Source organism: Kocuria nitroreducens (assembly GCF_042879195.1).
Taxonomy (GTDB): domain Bacteria; phylum Actinomycetota; class Actinomycetes; order Actinomycetales; family Micrococcaceae; genus Kocuria; species Kocuria nitroreducens.
In genome coordinates this window covers 54,234-71,493 of record NZ_JBHZTC010000008.1, presented here as the reverse complement: position 1 = coordinate 71,493, position 17,260 = coordinate 54,234, and the positions used below count along the sequence as shown (strand labels likewise).

Genomic DNA, 17,260 nt, shown 5'->3' with positions numbered 1-17,260 from the left:
CATCGATGGTACCTGTCGGCCGCTGCGGGCAGCGGCGGTGAGATGATGACCGGCGGAGGTGAGGCCGCCCGATGCCCGCAGACGTTCCCGGACCGCCCGACCCGCCCGCGCCGGGAGGGGAGGGGCCCTCCTCTCCCCCGCCGCCCCGGCACCGGCTGTGGACCACCGGCTTCGTGCTGATGTGGGCGGGCCAGTTCCTCATCTCCATGAACTTCTACCTGCTGATGACCGTCATGGCGCTCTACGCCATGGACCGCTTCGGCACGGACGAGGCGCTGGCCGGGGTGGCCACGAGCGCCTTCATCGTCGGGGCGGTCCTGGCGCGGCTGCTCACCGGCAAGTACATGGAGCTGCTCGGGCGCCGGCGCGTGCTGTCCGCCGCGCTCGTGCTGCTGGCGCTGTGCGCCGCCGCCTATCTGCTGGACACCGGCTTCTGGGGCCTGCTGGTGGTGCGGGTCCTCAATGGTGTGGGCTTCGGCATGGCCACCACCGTGCTGCCCGCCGCCGTCCAGGCCCTCATCCCGGCACACCGGCGGGGCGAGGGCACCGGGTACTTCATGCTCTCCACCACCCTGGCCGCCGCGCTGGGCCCTCTGGTGGGGCTGAGCCTGTCCACGGCGGTGGGCTACGGCACGCTCTTCGGGGTGTGCACGGCGATCGCCCTGCTGGGTCTCGCCGTGGGAGCCTTCACCCGGGTCCCCGAGCTGAGCCTGTCCCCCGAGCAGCGCGCGGGACTCCGGTCCTTCTCCGTGGGGCAGTTCGTGGAGGTGCGGGCCCTGCCCGTGTCCGCGCTGATGCTCTTCGTGGGCGTGGGCTACTCGGCGGTCCTGTCCTTCCTCAACCCGTTCGCCGTGCAGGTGGACCTCGTGGGGCCCGCGGGCGCGTACTTCGTGGCCTACGCCGTCACCGTCCTGGTGAGCCGTCCGTTCGCGGGCCGTCTGCAGGACCGGCGCGGGGACAACGCGGTGCTGTACCCGTCGTTGCTGCTGTTCGTGGTGGCGCTGCTGCTGCTCGCGGCCGCGAACTCGCCGTTCCTGGTGCTCGCCTCGGGCACGGTGCTGGGGGTGGGCTACGGGGCGGTGCTCTCGGCGGCCCAGGCCGCCGCGGTCCGCTCGGCCCCGCTCACCCGCGTGGGGCTGTCCACCTCGACCTACTTCCTGTGCATGGACGTCGGAGTGGCGCTGGGCCCGGTGCTCATGGGGGCCATGGTCCCCGCGCTGGGCTACCGGGGCATGTACGTGGCGGCCGCGGCGGTGGTGGCGCTGGGCCTGGTCTACTACGCGACAGTGCCCGGCGCGCGGGCCCGGCGGGGAAGGGCGTGAACCGCGCCCGGTACGACGACGGGGCCCCCGTCACCGCGTGGTGACGGGGGCCCCGGAACAGATCGGGTGCGATCAGATGCGGTCGCGGCGATCGTTGTCGGTCAGGCCGGTGCCGCGCTCGGCGTCGGTCTCGACCTCGACCTGCTCCTTGCGGACCTCGGCGTCGACGCGCTCGGTGTCGCGGACGGTCTCCTTCTCGAGGCCGACCTTCTCGACGCCCACGGTCTCCTTGGCGACGACGGGACGCTCCTCGTGGAGGGTCACCTCGACGTCCTCCTCGCCGATGGTGCCGGAGGTGGCCTCGGTGCCGCTCAGCGGGGTGCGCTCGACACGGACCTCTTCGCGCTCGAGGGGCACGTCCACGGTCTCGTTCTCCGTGACCACGTACTTGCGCAGACGGGCGCGGCCGGTCTCGCGCTGCTCCTTGCCGACGTGCAGCTGCTCCTCGTGGCGGACCACGCCGTTGTCGGCACGGTCGGTGAGGTCGCGGTCACGGTCGGTGAGGTCGCGGTCACGGTCGGTGAGGTCGCGGTCGACGTCGGCGATCCCGGCCGTGCTGTTGCGATCGGTGCGGTTGCGGTCGTCGTAGCCGTCGTTCTCGGGGTAGCCGGCGGTGCCGGTCGCCGGGACGGCGTTGCGGTCGGTGTCCGCGGCGTAGCGGTCGTCGCGGTCGGCGAGACCCGCGGTGCCGGCGGTACCAGCGGTGCGGTCACGGTCCCGGTCGTCGGCGCCGGAGTAGTTCATCTTGTAGTAGCGGTAGATCTCCTCCTCCTCGGCCGGGGAGAGGTGCTGGTCCGCGTCCACGTTCGGGGCGTCCTTGACGACGTCCTTGGTGTAGGGAAGGACGAAGCGGTCGCCGTCCTGCTGGGCGCCGTCGACCGGGACGAAGCTCTCCTTGGTGCCGAACAGGCCGGTGTTGACGGTCACGAAGGTGACCTCTTCGGTGTTGTCGTCCAGGAAGACCTGCTCGACCTTGCCGATCTTGTCGCCGTCCGACCCGTAGGCGGTGGCGGAGAGCAGTGCGTTGACGTCATACGTAGCCATGAGAACTCCTTCTTCTATTCTGCGAGGCAACGGGCTCCCCTGGACGGGGGGCTCGCCGCGGACGATCTCCGCCTGGGGGGCGGGGTGCAGCTCGTCCGCTGTTATTAGTAACCATACTGGCAATCAGTTCCCTGGCCAATGGATTCACCGAGAGTGAAACCTCTGGATCCGGACGGTTTCCCGGCTCATCCTGCCCCGGCTCCCCGGAGGCTCAGCGGGGAGGCGGCGCGCACGGCCGCCGGGGTCCCCGGGTCGGTGAGGTCCCACGCCTGCTCCGCGCTGAGGCTGATCCCGCGGGGCCCGGTGCGCCGCGTCCGTCCCCGCACCAGCAGCATCCGCGTGCCGAACAGGTGCTGCCCCGAGCGGGCCTGGGCGTCGGAGAAGAAGGCGCAGTCCACCGCGCCCGTGCCGTCGTCGAGACTGACGAAGACCACCCGCCGGCCGCTGCGCATGGGAGGGGTCATGGTCGAGACCCGCACCCCCGCCACGAGCACCTCGGACCGGCTGCGCAGCTCGAGCAGCCGCTCCGAGGGCGTGACCCCGAGCTCTCGGAGCAGGGGGGCCCAGCTCTCCAGCAGGTGCGCCGAGACGTCCACCGCGAGCAGGTCCAGCTCGGTGCGGACCTTCTCCGCCAGGGTGGGCTCGGGACGCTCCGCGGGCAGGGCGCGCAGCTCGAGGTCCCCGAGCGGAAGGGCCAGCTGCCCCTCGACCTCCCCGGCCGGCCGGGTGGGCCGGCCGCTGTCCGCCCGGGTCCGCAGGGCGTGCACCAGGTCGGCGCGGGAGGCGGCGCCACCGGACCGGCGCAGCAGGCCGTCGAAGGCCCCGACGGCGGCGAGACGCTCGAGGGTGCGCCGGGCGGGACGGGCCCGCTGCCGCAGGTCGGCGAGCGAGGCGTAGGGCTGCCCGGCCACGATCCGGCGGACCTCGGCCTGGGAGACCCCGTGGATCCCGGTGAGGGCCAGGCGCACGCCCAGGCGGGCGGGGTCGTCGTCGAGCCGCTCCACGCGGTAGTGCTCGTCGGAGCGGTTGACGTCCACGGGCAGGACGGGGACGCCCATCCGCCGGGCCTCCCCCACGAGCAGGCGCTTGGGGTACATCCCGGGATCGTGCTCCCACAGCCCCGCGAGGAACGCCTCCGGGTGGTGGGCCTTCAGCCACGCGGACTGGTAGGTGGGCACCGCGAACGCCGCCCCGTGGGCCTTGCAGAAGCCGAACGAGCCGAACGCCGCCAGGATCCCCCAGACCCGGTCCACGACGTCCAGGGGGTAGTCCTGCGCGCGGGCCCGCTTGCGGAAGAACTCCTCCACCTCGAGCTGGCGCTCGGAGCCCAGCCGGCGGCGCAGCTCGTCGGCCCGGGCGAGCCCGCACCCGGTGAAGGTGTCCAGGATCCGCAGGACCTGCTCGTGGAAGACGGTCACCCCGTGGGTCTCGGCGAGGATCGGGTCGAGGGCCGGGTGGATCGAGACGGGCGGGGACCAGCCGTGGCGGTGCTCCAGGTAGGGGCGGACCATGTCCGAGTGCATGGGCCCGGGGCGGAACAGGGAGATGTCCACGATGAGGTCCCGGACGCTCGTGGGCGCCATCTTGCCGATGAGCTCGCGCTGGCCCGGGGACTCGATCTGGAAGCAGCCCAGGGTGTGGGTGGAGCGGATGAGCTCGAACGTCCTCGCGTCGTCCACGGGGATCGCCTCGAGGTCCAGGCGGGGGCGGCCGGGGTGGGTGCGGGCCACCTCGTCGACGGCGTGGGCCAGCGCCGACTGCATCCGCACGCCGAGGATGTCGAGCTTGAGCATGCCCATCGGGTCCATGTCGTGCTTGTCGAACTGGCTCATGGGCATCCCCGTCCCGCTGGACTGCACCGGGGTGCGGTCCAGGAGGCTCAGGTCCCCCAGGATCACCCCGCACGGGTGCATGGAGATGTGCCGGGGCAGCCGGTCCAGGCGCTCGGTGAGGTCCACGAGGAGGTCGAGCTGCTTCTCCTGGGCCACCTGCTCGGCGAAGTCCCTCAGTTCCGGCTGGCGGGCGATGGTCTCGCGCAGCGCCGAGGCCGGCAGGTGCCACAGCTGCTTGGCGGCACCGTCCACGGTCTCGGGGTCGATGCCGAGCGCCAGCCCGGCGTCCCGGACGGCGCCGCGGGCCCGGTAGGCGTTCTGCATGCTCATGAGGCTCACCCGCTCGGGGCCGAAGCGCTCGAAGATCCGCCGGTAGACGCGGTGACGCTCGGCCGACTCGACGTCGATGTCGATGTCCGGGAGGGTCGAGCGGTCGTTGGAGAGGAAGCGCTCGAAGAGCAGCTCGTGCTCGAGCGGATCCACCTGGGAGACGTCGAGCAGGTAGTTGACGAGCGAGGACACACCGGAGCCGCGGGCGGCGTGGCGCACCCCCATCTCGCCGATCATCGCGGAGACCTCGGCCACGGTGAGGAAGTAGGAGGCGAAGCCGAGGTCCTCGATCACCCCCAGCTCCTGCTCCAGCCGGTCCCGCACGGCCCGCGTCGCGCGGCGGCCCGGGTAGCGGCGCCCCAGCCCCGCCTCGCACCGGGCCCGCAGCTCCGCCGGCGCCGGCCGGTCCAGGCCGAGCACGGAGGCCTCGGGCACCACCGGCCGCCCCCAGCCGCAGTCGCCGGCCGGGTCCAGCCGGCACCGGTCGGCCACCCGCTGGGTGCCCGCCAGCAGGGCTGCGGCACCGGCGGCACCGAGGTCCGCGGCCCGGGCGATCTCCGCGGCGAGCGCACGCATCTGCCGGTCGGACTTGAGCCACCCCTGGCCGTTGGGCTGCAGCGGCTCCGGCGCCGCCGTCCGCCGGGACGCCCCGGTCCGTCCGGCGGCTCTTCTGCCGCCGGGCGCGCGGCCGGCGCGCTCCCCCAGGGTCTCGAGCGGCGTGAGGGCGCGGGCGGCGTCGAGGACGTCGGCGGTGGCGGCCTCGGCGGGGGTGGCGTAGCGCACCGCGTTGGTCAGCACGGGGGTCAGCCCCGCCTCGAGGGCGGCGCGCAGCATCCGGGCCGCGTGGGACGTGCTGCACGCCGTGCCGGGGGCCGCCAGGTGCGAGACCACCTCCACGGCGAGCGCCGGCGCGGGGAGCAGGGCCCGCCACCGGGCCAGGGCGGCGCGCCCGGTGCGGTAGCGGCGGGCCGCGAGCTCCTGACCGACGTCCGAGGCGGGCCCGAGCAGCACGATCAGGACCGGCTCCCCGTGCCGGGGCGAGCGGGCGGCGGCCGCGATCTCGGCGGAGGTCACCCCGGGCGGGCTCTTCGTGGCGTGGGCGGTGGAGACGAGCCGGCACAGGGCGGCGTAGCCTGCGCCGGCGGTGCCGCCGGCCGCCAGGACCACTACGCGGCCGAGGGCGCGCTCGCGGCCGGGGGCCAGCAGGACGAGGTCGACCCCCAGGACCGGGTCGATGCCGTGCTCCCGGCACGCGCCCAGGTGCTTGATCGCGCCGTAGAGCCCGTCCCGGTCGGTGCAGGCGAGCACGTCCGCGCCGTCCGCCGCGGCGGCGGCCGTCAGGACGGCGGGCCGGCTGACCCCGAAGTGGGCGCTGAAGGCGGTGGCGACGTGCAGGTGCGGAAAGCTCACGACCCCATTCGAATACGTGTTCGAATATTAAGTCAATTGCAAACCGCCGGACCTGCCAGAACTTCGGGGTCACGGTGTCCTTCGTGGCGCGCCGGGGCCCATGCCGTGGACCACACCCGGCCTCCCGTGCCGGGGTCCCGCTCCTGCCGCGTCTCGACCTGCTCTCGGAGCCGGCGGATCAGCTTGCAGCGCTCCCCTTCGCGGGACACGATCCGACCACGGTCCGCAGGAGCACCCGGCCCGGGACGCCCTCGTTCGGGGACGGGACGGTCCTCCACTTCTGTGGCATGTTGTTTCCTGCACCCATGGGCAGGGCCGGGGGGATCCGTCCTCCCCGGGACGGGCGGGCGCCGCACGGCCGCGGCGCCACGGCAGGACGGGGCGTCCGGCCCGCACGCCCCGCCGCACGGACGCAGGAGGAGACGACGATGGACGTCCGGCAGCTGATGTACTTCCTGGCCGTGGTGGACCACGGCGGGTTCACCCGTGCCGCCGAGCAGCTCATCATCGCCCAGCCCTCGCTGTCGCAGACCATCAAGGGCCTCGAGCGGGAGCTGGGGGTGCCGCTGTTCCACCGGATCGGCCGGCGGGTGGTGCTCAGCGGAGCCGGCCAGGAACTGGTGGGGCCGGCCCGGGTGGTGGTCCGCGATCTGGCCGCCGCCCGGGCCGCCGTCGACGACCTGCGCGGGGTCCGCAGCGGACGCCTGGACGTGATCGCCATGCCCTCCCCGGGGATCGAGCCGCTCACCGCGATGATCGCCGCCTACACCCGGGCCCACCCGGCCGTGACGGTCGACGTCGACGCCGCGTTCACCCCCGAGGAGGTGGCCGAGGCCGTGCGCACCGGCCGGGCCGAGATCGGGATCCTGGGCTCGGAGCGCCCGTTCCGCTCCGCCGAGGTCGAGGTGCGGCAGCTGGAGCAGCAGCCCCTGGTGCTGATCGTGAACCCGCAGGCGGACGCCTTCGGCGACGGCGGGACGATCCGGCGCGAGGACCTCGAGGGACACCGGGTGGTCGTGTCGCAGCGGGGGTCGCTGATGCGCCGGCTGGTCGACGACACCCTGGCCGGCGGGGTGCAGCTCGAGATCACCGCGGAGGTCGCCCACCGCACCTCGGTCCTGCCCCTGGTGCTGGCCGGAGTGGGCCACGCGGTGATGCCCTCCTCCTGGGGTCCCCTGGCGCACGCCGCGGGACTGCGCGTGCTGCGGATCGAGCCGGTCACGGTGCTGCACGTGGCCGTGCTCAGCCGCCCCGCGCACCTGACCCCGGCCGCCCGGGCGTTCCTGGAGGTCGCCGCCGAGCACGCGGCCCGGCACATCGCGGACCACCTCCGGGCGCCGTAGGGAGTGCCACAGGGCCTGCCACGGAGCGTGCCATAGGAGCTTCCTATCTACGGGATGGGAAGCCGGTCTTGGACCTGACCCGGACCGGGGCGCTCTACTGGAACCCGACACCGGGCAGGAGCACCGAAGATCACCCGAGAAGGAGAGCACCACCATGACCGAGCACCAGGTCTTCACCATCGCCTCGATCCCCGCCGACGGCGTCGGCCAGGAGGTCGTCGCCGCCGGCCGCACGGTCCTGGACGCGATGGCCGCCCAGTCCGGCGGGGCGTTCTCCTTCGACTGGACCGAGTTCCCCTGGGGCTCCGAGTACTACGCCCAGCACGGCGTGATGATGCCCGCCGACGGGCTGGAGGCCCTGAAGGCCTTCGACGCGATCTACTTCGGCGCCGTGGGCTGGGAGAACGTCCCGGACCACGTCAGCCTGTGGGGGCTGCGGCTGAACATCACCCAGAACTTCGACCAGTGGGCCAACATCCGCCCCGTGCGGTTCCTGTCCGGGGTGGTCTCCCCGCTGCGCAAGGCCGAGGACACCGAGCTGGACTGGGTCGTGGTGCGGGAGAACAGCGAGGGCGAGTACGCCGGGCTCGGCGGGCGCAACCTCTCCGGCCGGGGTCCCGGCAACGAGGTCGCCGTCCAGTCCTCGCTGTTCACCGAGAAGGGGTGCGAGCGGATCATCCGCTTTGCCTTCGACCTCGCTCGCACCCGCACGGTCAAGAAGGTCTCGAGCGTGACCAAGTCCAACGCCCAGCAGTACGGCATGGTGCTGTGGGACGAGGTCTTCGCCCGGGTCGCCAAAGACTACCCCGACGTGCAGACGGAGTCCGTGCTGGTGGACGCGATGAGCGCGAAGTTCGTCCTGCACCCCGAGGACCTGTCGGTGGTGGTGGCCTCCAACCTCAACGCCGACATCCTCTCCGACCTCGGCTCCGCCCTGGCCGGCAGCCTCGGGCTGGCCGCCAGTGCGAACCTGAATCCGGAGCGGCGGTTCCCGTCGATGTTCGAGCCCGTCCACGGCACCGCCCCGGACATCGCCGGGCAGGGGATCTCCAACCCCATCGGGGCGATCGCCAGCGCGGCCCTGATGCTCGACCACTTCGGTCTGCACGACGAAGCCCGCCGCCTGGAGGCCGCCCTCGAGGCCACCACCGCCTCCGGGCACCTCACCCGCGACATCGGCGGCACCGCAGACACCGCCGAGATCACCGAGGCCGTCGTCGAGGCCCTGGCCACCTCGCTGACCTCCGCCTGAGACCCGGCCGCCCCGGGCGCGACGGTCACCGGCACGTGGCGCAGATCGCCCGCTCGATCAGGGAGGCGCTGCGGCGGTCGATCTCGTCCTCCACGAGCCTGCTGGGAGCATCGGGGTACCACCCGAGGTCGTCCCGCACGTCGGCGGCGACCTCGGACCCTCCGCTGCCGGGGGCGACCCGGAAGGTGGCCAGCAGGGGCAGGGCCCGCCACCCGAACTCGGAGGCCGTTCCGCGGCGGCGGAAGGTGACGTCCGAGCCCGCCGACACCTCCACGCAGCACTCCTCGGAGCGGACTGCCGGACCGAGGTCCTCGAACGCCGTGCGGATCCGCTCCAGGGCTTCCTCCGGAGGCATCGGGCAGGTCCACGCACGGGTCGTGGTGATGCGCGGCCGGTTCGGGGGCCGGCGCGCCAGCCAGGGGACGACGAACCGCTGCCCGAGCACCAGCGCGACGACGACGAGCGCCGCCGCCCCGAGCGCGAGCTGAGCCACGGAGACCACACCCCGGAGGAGCAGCTGGACCACCACGAGGACGACGACCGCCGACCCTGCCGGTCCGGCCAGCCGGTCCCATCCCCGGGCGGAGCGTCTGGCGGACACACGACCTCCCCTCCTGGCCCGGACCGCGGTGCCCCGTGGCCATCATCCGTCGCTGCCATTCTGGCCCTCGCGCACCCCCCGGCACTAGATGTGCAACCGCAAAGGGGACAAGTTCGTGGCCGCACGCCCTCCGTGCAGGGAAGGACGGACGGCAACGCCCCGCGGCCCGCCGTGCCCGCCGCCCTGCCTATGCTGAGGTCTCGCGGCAGCACGGCAGCAGCACAGCGGCGCCGGAACGGCGGCCGCGACGACGGAGGGATGTGGGGCATGACGGCGACCTATCGGTACGACGTGGAGGTCCTGCACCTGCTCGTGTCCCCGGGGCACGCCTACTTCGGCCGCGCCCGGGACGGCGCCGCGGACGTCCCCACCACCGATGCCGAGCGCGTCGAGCTGGTGGCCGGCAAGGGCGTGGTGGGCGACCGGTTCTTCGGCAAGGCCGCCCACATGGACGCCGCCGTCACCCTGCTCGCCGTCGAGGCGCTCGAGGCCATGGCCGCGGATCTGGGCACGGCCCCCTTCGACCCGCTCCTGACCCGCCGCAACGTGGTCCTCCGGGGCGCCCACCTGGCCCCGCTGCTGGGCGAGGAGTTCGCACTGGAGTCCCGGGGTGCGCTCGTGCGGCTGCGGGGCGGGCGGCCCGCCCACCCCTGCGCCTGGATGGACCGGGTGCTGGCTCCGGGCGCGCACGCCGCCATGCGGGGGCGAGGGGGCCTGCGCTGCCGGCCGCTGTCCAGCGGCGACCTGCACCGCGGACCGGCCGTGCTGCACAGCCCGGTCCCGCTCGAGCCGGAGCAGGCCGGTGCGGCCGTGCTGCGGCGACCGTCCCGGCTGCCGTAGCGCGCACCGGACGGTCAGCGGTACGGCACCTCTCGCCTCCCCGCCAGCCGGCGGCCCGGCAACAGGACCGACCGCACGCTGGTGGCCCCCGGGGGCGGCAGTCAGGCCTGCGCCAGCTGGGGCAGCACCGTCTCCCCGAAGGCGTCGAGGAAGCGGCCCTGCTCCTGCCCCACGTGGTGCAGGTAGATCTCGTCGAAGCCGAGCTCGGCGTACTCGTGCAGCCACTGGGCGTGCCGGCCGAGGTCCTCGGAGACGTTGACCGCCCCGGCGATCTGCTCGTCCCCCACGTCCTCCTGGACCGCCTTGCGCAGATAGTCCTGGGGCGATGCGAGCTCGGCCATGGTCACGGGGTCGAAGACGTTGGTGCGCCACTGGTCGAGGGCGAGCGCACGGGCCTGCTCCGGGGAGGGCGCCCAGCTCAGGTGCACCTGCAGCGCGGCCCGGCCGGTGCCGCCGGCCTCGCGCCAGGTGCCGAGCATCCGGCGCAGGTCCTCCAGGGGCTGCTGGACGGTGATGAACCCGTCGGCCACGGGGGCGAAGCGGCGGACCGTCGTCGGGGTGAGCGCCGCCACGAGCAGGGCGGGCGGGACCTCCGGCGGGTCCCAGACCCGCGCGCGGTCGGCGTGGAACGGCTCACGGCAGGACACCTCCTCGCCCGCGTGCAGCCGGCGGACGACGTCGAAGCTGCCCTCGAGGAACCGCTGCCGCTGCTCCTTGGCCGGCCACTCCGGGGCGACGGCCCGCTCGTTGAGCTTCTGCCCGCTGCCCAGGGCGCTCCAGAGCCGGCCGGGGAACATGCGGGCGAGGGTGGCCGTGGCCTGGGCGGTGACCACGGGGTGGTACCGCCGCCCCGGGGCGTGCACGAACCCGAACGGCAGGTCCGTGGTGGCCAGGGCGGCGCCCAGCCAGGACAGGGCGAAGCCGGAGTGTCCCTGGTGCGGTGACCACGGCTCGAGGTGGTCCGAGCACATGGCGGCACCGAAGCCGGCCTGCTGGGCGTGCCCGACGTCGCGCAGCAGCTGCTCGGGAGGGATCTGCTCGTGGGAGGCGTGGAAGCCGATCGTCGCCATGGGGTCCTCCGGTCGAAGGCGGGAACAGGACAGTGGAATTCAGGACGGTGGAACAGGACAGCAGGAACAGGTGGGGACGGGTGTCGCGGACCGGCTCAGCCGGCCGCCGCCCGGAGGTCCTCGGCGGGGGTGCAGACGTTGCGCAGCTCGCCGATGCCCTCGATCTCGGTGACGACCTCCTGGCCGTCGCGCAGCCAGATCCGGCGGGGCTTCCTGGCCAGGCCCACGCCGGCGGGAGTGCCGCAGGCCACGAGGTCCCCGGGCTCGAGGGTCAGGAACCGGCTGAGGTACTCGACGAGCTCCACGGCGGAAAAGATCATCCGGTCGGTGCCGGAGTCCTGGTGCCGCACGCCGTCCACGGTGCAGCGGATCGCCAGTCCCGCCTCGGGGTCGATCTCGTCGGGGGTCACGACCACGGGGCCCACCGGGGTGGTCCGGTCGAAGTTCTTGCCCTGGAACCACTCGGAGGTCCGGCCCTGCCAGTCCCGCACCGAGATGTCGTTCATGATGGTGTACCCGGCGATCGCGGCCCGCGCCCGGTCGAGCGTGGCGTGGCGCAGGGGCGAGCCGATCACCACGGTGAGCTCGGCCTCCCAGTCGACCTTCTCGGACTCCTCTGGCATGGCGATGGGGTCGGTGGGGCCGATGAGCGCGGTGGCGTACTTCGCGAAGATCGTGGGGTGCTCCGGGATCTCCTGGCCGACCTCCTCCGCGTGGTCGTAGAAGTTCAGTCCGGCGCACAGGATCTTGCCCGGGCGCAGGACGGGGGTCGCCAGGACCTCCGGGGCCGGCGCGGGGCCCGGCTCCCCCGGCAGCCGCAGGTCGCCCCCGGCGAGGAGGGCCCCGACGTCGGGGACGGGGAGGTAGACGGTCCGCCCGTCCTCCTGCCGGAACGCCTGGGTGGTGCCGTCGCGTCGCACGGTGCCGAGTCTCACGGGTGCTCCCTCATGTTCTGCGGTGCGGTCTGCGACTCCGATCCTATGCACCTCCGGTGGGCCTATGCACAGCGCACCACCCGGATCCCCGAGGCGCTCGTGGCCGCGAGCAGACGCCAGCGCCCGGTGTCGAGGGTGTGGACGAGCTCGAGGGTCAGCAGCTCGGAGCGGGCGTTCAGCTGGACCTGGACCCGCCACATCTGCTGGTCCACCGCCCCGATCCCGCGGTCCTTGGGCAGCCGGGCGTCCTCGGACCACCAGGCGCGGCGCTCGTACCAGCGCACGGGGTCCTGGGCCACCAGGTAGTTCCGCTCGCGCCAGCGCACGCCCACCGGCACCCCGTCCGTGTCGCAGTCCACGTCGACGCTCTCCGTCAGGAAACCCACGACGGCTCCTCTCTCCCTCGGCCGGCGCCCGTTGCGCGGTGCGCCCTGTTCCCTGGAAGCTAGAACACCTGTACGACACGCTAACCCGTGACGGTACCGGAATGGAACAGGCATTCCCCCCGGGCCGTTGCTCCGGCCCAAGCGTTCACTTTTGCGACCGGCCGTGGGGGAGCATGGACAAGCCCAGCGAAATGGATACGCTGAGAGCACGGAGGGCCTGCCCTGCGCGGCCCGCCCGGACGTCCCCTGTCCCTCGTCCGCCCCGCCGGAGCAGCCGGCGTCGACCTCACGGAGGCCTCCCATGACCGGAACCATCACGCTGATCGCCCACACCGCGGCGAACACCAAAACTCCTGCGGTGACCCTGCGTCCGGCCGGTCCGGAGGACGCCGACAGCCTCGCCCAGCTCTACTACTCCTCCTACGAGCAGGGCGGTGTCTCCAGCCTGGAGGAGGCCCGCCAGGTGATCCGGGGCGTCTTCGACGGGGAGTACGGGCCCTTCCTCCCCGACGCCTCGCCGGTGGTGGTCGACGACGACGGGACCGTGGTGGCCGCTGCCCTCGTGCTGTCCCGGCGGATCGGCGAGGACCTCCCCGACGTCCCCTACATCTTCGAGCTGTTCACGGCGGCCTCCCGCCGCCGCCAGGGCCTGGCCGAGCAGCTGGTGCGCTGCGCCATGGGCACCCTCTACAACAACGGCTACGACCAGGTCTGCCTGCGGATCGACGAGGACAACGCGGCGGCGCTCGCCCTCTACCTGACGCTCGACTTCAATCGCTGGGTCCCCGAGACGGACTACGTCTGAGTCCGGCGGACGCTCCGGACGGGGGACGCCGGAACGAACGCCACCAGGCCCGGAAAAGGCCACGGGAAGGGCCCGGGACCCGCGATGTGGGTCCCGGGCCCTTCCCATGGCCTCCCCTGTGGCCGGATCAGAGCGCGAAATCCTCCCGGACCGGAGGATCGACGGCGATGTCGACGAACCGTGCCCAGCGGGGGCGCACCGCCACGAGACGGGTGCTGGCCTTGTCCGTGGCCCCCGGGTGCCGGGACTCCAGCACCTCGCCGGCGTCCCGCGCGGCGGGCCCCTCGAGCACGGCGGCCTCGCCCTCGAGCTGGAACTCCTGGCCCGTCCCGGAGACCACCACGAGGGAGACCCGGGGGTCCGCGAGGAGGTTGGCGTACTTGCGGCTGCGCTCGTTCGTGCCGAAGACCAGCCGCCCGTCCCCGTGGGCCGCGAGGTTGATCCACGCGGACTCGGGGCAGCCGGCGCCGCTGTTGGTCGCCACGACTCCGCCGCCGTGGGCGCGGACGAAGTCGGCGATCCGGTCGGCGGGGTCCCGGGGGCTCAGAACAGGCTCCGCTGCGGCTCCACGAGCTCCGGGGAGTTGTTGCGCACGTTGCCGACCGCAGGGTCCACCGGGTCGAGCACCCAGTCGGCGGCCGACCGGTGCGCCTCGGCCCGGACCAGGTCCACGAGCTGCGGGGCGTCGTCCTCGCCCGGGCGCAGCCAGTCCCCCACGTGCTCGGGCGCCAGCGGGATCGGCATCCGGTCGTGCAGACCGTGCAGCTCCGTGAGCACGGGGTGCTCGTCCGAGGGCTCCGGGGAGTCGGTGGTGAGGATGGAGCAGGACAGCAGCCACGTGCTCCCGCCGCCGTCCCGGCCGGGCTGCAGGGCCGCGGAGTGCAGCTCCGTGCCCTCGGGCACCCGCCACCACTCGTAGATCCCGGCGAACCAGATGGTCTCCTCCGGGTCGGCCGGGTGGACGTAGTAGGGCTGCTTGCGCCCGCCCTTCCCGGCGCCGGGCTCCTTCTTCCACTCGTAGTAGCCGTTGGCCGGGACCGCGCACCGGCGGGCGCGGACCGCCTTGCGGAAGGACGGCTTCTCGAGGACGGTCTCCGACCGGGCGTTGAACATCTTCGACCCGACCGCCGGGTCCTTGGCCCAGCCCGGGACCAGTCCCCAGCGGGCCACGTGCAGCTCGCGGACCAGTTCCCCGTCGTCGTCCCGGCCGTCCCCGCCCGTCAGGCGCTCGAGGACGATCGGCACGTCGGTGGTGGGCGCGGTGTTCCAGTTGGCCCGCAGCCGCTCGTGGTCGGCGGTGTCGCCGAGGCTCTCGTCCGGGACGGCCCCGGTCTCGGCCACGAGGTCGCCCACGGCCCGGGCGATGACATAGCGTCCGCACATCTGCTGTCTCCTCGGTCTGCCCGGCTCGCGGCCGGGGCTCAGTCGGTGAGCGGTCCGTACCCCAGGTACTGGGAGTACATGCCGTACACCTTGCGGATCCCGCGCTCGACGTCGGCCACGGTGGTGCCCGGGCGCAGGTCGTCCACGGCCCCCGCGGTGGCGGGGTCCCAGTCCAGGCCGAGGGCGGCGTAGACGTCGGTGAGCACCGAGCGGATGGGCTCGGACTGCTCGACCACCAGCACGGTGCTGAAGTACCAGGCGCCCGCGACCACCCGCTGGGCCGTCCCGGCCAGCTTCACCCTCCGGCCCGGGGCCGACGACGACGCCGGGTGCGTCCCGTGCACGCTGTGCTCGCCGGCGCAGTACTCGCCCGGGAGCTCGCCGACGTCGGCCTCGACCTCGAGCTCCTCCAGGGCGGCCACGATCATGTCGCCGAAGAGGCGGTAGCGGTCCTGGATGCCCGAGGTGGGGTCCTCGGCGGCCTCGAGGTGGTCGATGATCAGGCACCCGCCGTGGTAGGCCGCGGCACGGCCGCCCACCTTGCGGACCAGGGGCTCGAACCCGCTCTCGCGGGCGGCCCGGGCGGCGTCGGCGAAGCCCGTGCGCAGCTCGTCCCGGCGGCCGAAGGCCACCGTGGGGGACGGTTCGTAGAGGCGCAGGACGGGTCCGTTGCGGCGCACGTCGGCGAGGAGGGTCATGGCGCTCTCGTAGTCCTGCTGGGCGCCCAGGGACTTGCGCTGGCGGAGAAGTTTCATGCTGGTCCCAGTCTAGTGGCGGATCCGGACGGTCCTGCGGCGGGTCACGCCCGGGCGATCCCGCTGCCGCGGAACCACCGCCCCAGGGCCAGGGCGCTGAGCTCCACCTTCTCGGCCCACGCGACCGCCTCCTCGTCGGCGGCGTCGGAGACGTGCTTGACCATCCGCAGCGGCACGCCCAGGTGCCGGCAGGCCACCGCGATCGCCCAGCCCTCCATGTCCACGAGGTCCGCCCGAGCGGCCAGGGCGTCCCGGGCGGGTCCGCCGGCCACGAAGGAGTCCCCGGTGGCGAGCACGGGCCCGTCGCCGCCGAGCTCGATGACGTTGTCCACGGGGATCCCGGCCGCGCGCAGCAGCTCCTCGTCCACGTCCCGGTTGATGATCCGGGAGGGCTCGAGCACCCCGGTCAGCCCATGCTTCAGGGCGCCGGCGCTGCCGATGTTGAGCACCGTCAGCTCCGGCCGCCGCGCGGGGTCCGGGCAGCGGGTCAGCACCGCCTCGGTGGTGCGCACCGCCGCGGCCGACATCCCGACGCCGGTCAGGACCAGGTCGATGTCCTCCGGGAAGTACCTGGTCTCCAGAGGGTGGGCGGCGAGAACGAGCAGCTGGGGCACCCCGTCACTCTATCCGCACCCCGGTGCCCGCTCCTCCTTGTCTCCTGCCCACTCCTGCCGCCGCCGAGTCCTGCCGTCCCCGGTCGCCCTCGCCGCCGAGTTCCCCTTCCGATCGCAGCCCCCGGACCGAACGTGGGGATCCGCGGCGGCACGGGGGACTCCGCGCAGCCGGCCGGATCCACCGGGAACTCGGCGGGACATCGGCGCGGCGGCGGCGCGGCGGTGGGACGTCAGGCACGGCGGGTGGTGAACAGCGCGGCGAGCCGCCGGTCGGACTCCGCCTGGGCGTCGAGGTCGTGCGCTCCGCCCGTCACGAGCAGCTCGTCCGCCCCGGTCCGTGCGAGCAGATGCTCCAGCTGTGACCGGACCTCCGGGGCCGTGCCGTGGACGGAGGCCGTGAGGCTCTCCTCCACGAGGGCCCGCTCCCGGCCCGTGAGCCCGTCCGGCGCCGCGGGCCGCGCGGGTGCCAGGGGCGGGAACTCGCCCCGGGTGCGGGAGGCGGCCAGGGCGCGGGCCTCGGGCAGCAGCACGCCCCGGGCGGCCGCACGGGTCCGCGCCACCGCGACGTTCACCGAGACCACCACGTAGGGCTCCGGCCACCAGGACGACGGGCGGAACTGCGCGCGGTACCGCTCGAGCACCGCGGCGGCGCCGTCGGGGCCCTCACGGTGGAGCACCGGGCCGCCGAGCACCACGGAGAGTCCCGCCCGGGCGGCGGTCTCCACCCCGGCGCCGGTCGCCAGGACGAAGACCGGCGTCGCGGCGTGGTTGCGGGGCCGGGCGGTCACCGCGGCCGCGCCGGAGAGGTGGGTGAGCAGCTCCGCGAGGTCCTCACCGAAGCGGTCCCCGGCCTCCTTGCCGGTGCGCAGGGCGTCCCGGACCGCGGCGGTGAAGCCGAGGGAGCGGCCCACGCCGAGGTCGATCCGGCCGGGGTGCAGGGCCTCGAGGGTGGCGGCCTGCTCGGCGACCACGAGGGGCTGGTGGTTGGGGAGCATGATCCCGCCGGAGCCGATCCTCAGGCGGCGGGTCCGGGCGGCCAGGGCGGCCATCAGCACCGCCGGCGCAGATCCGGCGATGCCCGGCACCGCGTGGTGCTCGGCCACCCAGAACCGGTGGTAGCCCAGCTCCTCCGCGCGCTCGGCCCGCTCCAGGACGCGGGCGAGGTCCTCGGCCTCCGTGGAACCGTCCCGGGTGTTGGCGCGGTCGAGGAGGGAGAGCGGAACGTCGGAGAGGGCCATGGTGCGCACAACCCGGGCGGCGACGGAAGCATTCCGGGCCCCGGCCCTGGGCGGGGCAAGGACGTCCCGGTGTGTGCAGACCGGCGTCGCCGGGAGCTGC

General features: G+C 73.8%; 16 protein-coding genes. 5 read left to right on the top strand and 11 right to left on the bottom strand.

Annotated features, from left to right (window positions below):
- Positions 1-71: 71 nt before the first annotated feature.
- Entirely contained in the window at positions 72-1,322 is a 1,251-nt protein-coding gene (locus tag ACFYE1_RS07155) for an MFS transporter (RefSeq protein WP_387741363.1), read from the top strand.
- Positions 1,323-1,394: 72 nt separating this feature from the next.
- Here the strand turns inward: ACFYE1_RS07155 and ACFYE1_RS07150 are convergent, their stop codons facing one another.
- Positions 1,395-2,366: a PRC and DUF2382 domain-containing protein gene (locus ACFYE1_RS07150; protein WP_387741361.1), complete on the bottom strand. Its 972-nt coding sequence runs from the start codon at positions 2,364-2,366 to the stop codon at positions 1,395-1,397.
- 185 nt (positions 2,367-2,551) lie between these two features.
- Positions 2,552-5,938 (bottom strand): DNA polymerase III subunit alpha, encoded by a 3,387-nt coding sequence (locus tag ACFYE1_RS07145; RefSeq protein WP_387741359.1) that lies wholly within the window; start codon positions 5,936-5,938, stop codon positions 2,552-2,554.
- A gap of 428 nt (positions 5,939-6,366) precedes the next feature.
- On the opposite strand from ACFYE1_RS07145, the gene ACFYE1_RS07140 reads away from it, so the two are divergent.
- Positions 6,367-7,281 carry a LysR family transcriptional regulator gene (locus ACFYE1_RS07140; protein WP_387741357.1) on the top strand — a complete coding sequence of 305 codons (915 nt, stop codon included), beginning with the start codon at positions 6,367-6,369 and terminating at the stop codon, positions 7,279-7,281.
- Between the two features lie 154 nt (positions 7,282-7,435).
- Positions 7,436-8,533 carry a tartrate dehydrogenase gene (locus ACFYE1_RS07135; protein ID WP_387741355.1) on the top strand — a complete coding sequence of 366 codons (1,098 nt, stop codon included), beginning with the start codon at positions 7,436-7,438 and terminating at the stop codon, positions 8,531-8,533.
- A 25-nt stretch (positions 8,534-8,558) separates the two neighbouring features.
- Here ACFYE1_RS07135 and ACFYE1_RS07130 read toward each other — a convergent pair whose 3' ends face one another.
- Positions 8,559-9,134, bottom strand: coding sequence for a hypothetical protein (locus tag ACFYE1_RS07130; protein ID WP_387741353.1), 576 nt, complete (start codon positions 9,132-9,134; stop codon positions 8,559-8,561).
- Positions 9,135-9,401: 267 nt separating this feature from the next.
- Here ACFYE1_RS07130 and ACFYE1_RS07125 point away from each other — a divergent pair, with 267 nt between their 5' ends.
- Positions 9,402-9,974, top strand: coding sequence for an MOSC domain-containing protein (locus ACFYE1_RS07125; RefSeq protein WP_387741352.1), 573 nt, complete (start codon positions 9,402-9,404; stop codon positions 9,972-9,974).
- A 101-nt stretch (positions 9,975-10,075) separates the two neighbouring features.
- On the opposite strand, the gene ACFYE1_RS07120 is transcribed toward ACFYE1_RS07125, so the two are convergent.
- The 3 genes from ACFYE1_RS07120 to ACFYE1_RS07110 all read right to left on the bottom strand — a co-directional run bounded on the left by ACFYE1_RS07120 (position 10,076) and on the right by ACFYE1_RS07110 (position 12,365).
- Positions 10,076-11,044, bottom strand: a complete 969-nt coding sequence (locus ACFYE1_RS07120; protein ID WP_387741350.1) for a TIGR03885 family FMN-dependent LLM class oxidoreductase — start codon at positions 11,042-11,044, stop codon at positions 10,076-10,078.
- 95 nt (positions 11,045-11,139) lie between these two features.
- On the bottom strand, positions 11,140-11,979 hold the full coding sequence (locus ACFYE1_RS07115) for a fumarylacetoacetate hydrolase family protein (protein ID WP_387741349.1): 840 nt from the start codon (positions 11,977-11,979) through the stop codon (positions 11,140-11,142).
- Positions 11,980-12,041: 62 nt separating this feature from the next.
- On the bottom strand, positions 12,042-12,365 hold the full coding sequence (locus ACFYE1_RS07110) for a DUF6504 family protein (RefSeq protein ID WP_387741347.1): 324 nt from the start codon (positions 12,363-12,365) through the stop codon (positions 12,042-12,044).
- Positions 12,366-12,666: 301 nt separating this feature from the next.
- Between ACFYE1_RS07110 and ACFYE1_RS07105 the strand changes: the two genes are divergently transcribed.
- On the top strand, positions 12,667-13,170 hold the full coding sequence (locus ACFYE1_RS07105; protein ID WP_387741345.1) for a GNAT family N-acetyltransferase: 504 nt from the start codon (positions 12,667-12,669) through the stop codon (positions 13,168-13,170).
- A 127-nt stretch (positions 13,171-13,297) separates the two neighbouring features.
- Here ACFYE1_RS07105 and ACFYE1_RS07100 read toward each other — a convergent pair whose 3' ends face one another.
- From ACFYE1_RS07100 to ACFYE1_RS07080, 5 genes are all read right to left on the bottom strand, one after another.
- On the bottom strand, positions 13,298-13,690 hold the full coding sequence (locus tag ACFYE1_RS07100; RefSeq protein ID WP_387741506.1) for a pyridoxamine 5'-phosphate oxidase family protein: 393 nt from the start codon (positions 13,688-13,690) through the stop codon (positions 13,298-13,300).
- A gap of 23 nt (positions 13,691-13,713) precedes the next feature.
- A complete protein-coding gene (locus tag ACFYE1_RS07095; RefSeq protein ID WP_387741343.1) occupies positions 13,714-14,553 on the bottom strand; it encodes an SOS response-associated peptidase in 840 nt (279 codons plus the stop codon).
- A gap of 38 nt (positions 14,554-14,591) precedes the next feature.
- Positions 14,592-15,308, bottom strand: a complete 717-nt coding sequence (locus ACFYE1_RS07090; protein ID WP_387741342.1) for a lipoate--protein ligase family protein — start codon at positions 15,306-15,308, stop codon at positions 14,592-14,594.
- A gap of 44 nt (positions 15,309-15,352) precedes the next feature.
- Positions 15,353-15,922 carry a nucleosidase gene (locus ACFYE1_RS07085; protein WP_387741341.1) on the bottom strand — a complete coding sequence of 190 codons (570 nt, stop codon included), beginning with the start codon at positions 15,920-15,922 and terminating at the stop codon, positions 15,353-15,355.
- Between the two features lie 230 nt (positions 15,923-16,152).
- Positions 16,153-17,160 carry an MsnO8 family LLM class oxidoreductase gene (locus tag ACFYE1_RS07080; protein WP_387741339.1) on the bottom strand — a complete coding sequence of 336 codons (1,008 nt, stop codon included), beginning with the start codon at positions 17,158-17,160 and terminating at the stop codon, positions 16,153-16,155.
- Between the last annotated feature and the right edge of the window lie 100 nt (positions 17,161-17,260).

Bases quoted from the DNA above. Each gene is read 5' to 3' on its own strand.
- ACFYE1_RS07155 (WP_387741363.1), top strand. From the start codon at position 72: ATGCCCGCAGACGTTCCCGGACCGCCCGACCCGCCCGCGCCGGGAGGG.
- ACFYE1_RS07150 (WP_387741361.1), bottom strand. From the start codon at position 2,366: ATGGCTACGTATGACGTCAACGCACTGCTCTCCGCCACCGCCTACGGG.
- ACFYE1_RS07140 (WP_387741357.1), top strand. From the start codon at position 6,367: ATGGACGTCCGGCAGCTGATGTACTTCCTGGCCGTGGTGGACCACGGC.
- ACFYE1_RS07135 (WP_387741355.1), top strand. From the start codon at position 7,436: ATGACCGAGCACCAGGTCTTCACCATCGCCTCGATCCCCGCCGACGGC.
- ACFYE1_RS07125 (WP_387741352.1), top strand. From the start codon at position 9,402: ATGACGGCGACCTATCGGTACGACGTGGAGGTCCTGCACCTGCTCGTG.
- ACFYE1_RS07120 (WP_387741350.1), bottom strand. From the start codon at position 11,044: ATGGCGACGATCGGCTTCCACGCCTCCCACGAGCAGATCCCTCCCGAG.
- ACFYE1_RS07105 (WP_387741345.1), top strand. From the start codon at position 12,667: ATGACCGGAACCATCACGCTGATCGCCCACACCGCGGCGAACACCAAA.
- ACFYE1_RS07095 (WP_387741343.1), bottom strand. From the start codon at position 14,553: ATGTGCGGACGCTATGTCATCGCCCGGGCCGTGGGCGACCTCGTGGCC.
- ACFYE1_RS07090 (WP_387741342.1), bottom strand. From the start codon at position 15,308: ATGAAACTTCTCCGCCAGCGCAAGTCCCTGGGCGCCCAGCAGGACTAC.
- ACFYE1_RS07080 (WP_387741339.1), bottom strand. From the start codon at position 17,160: ATGGCCCTCTCCGACGTTCCGCTCTCCCTCCTCGACCGCGCCAACACC.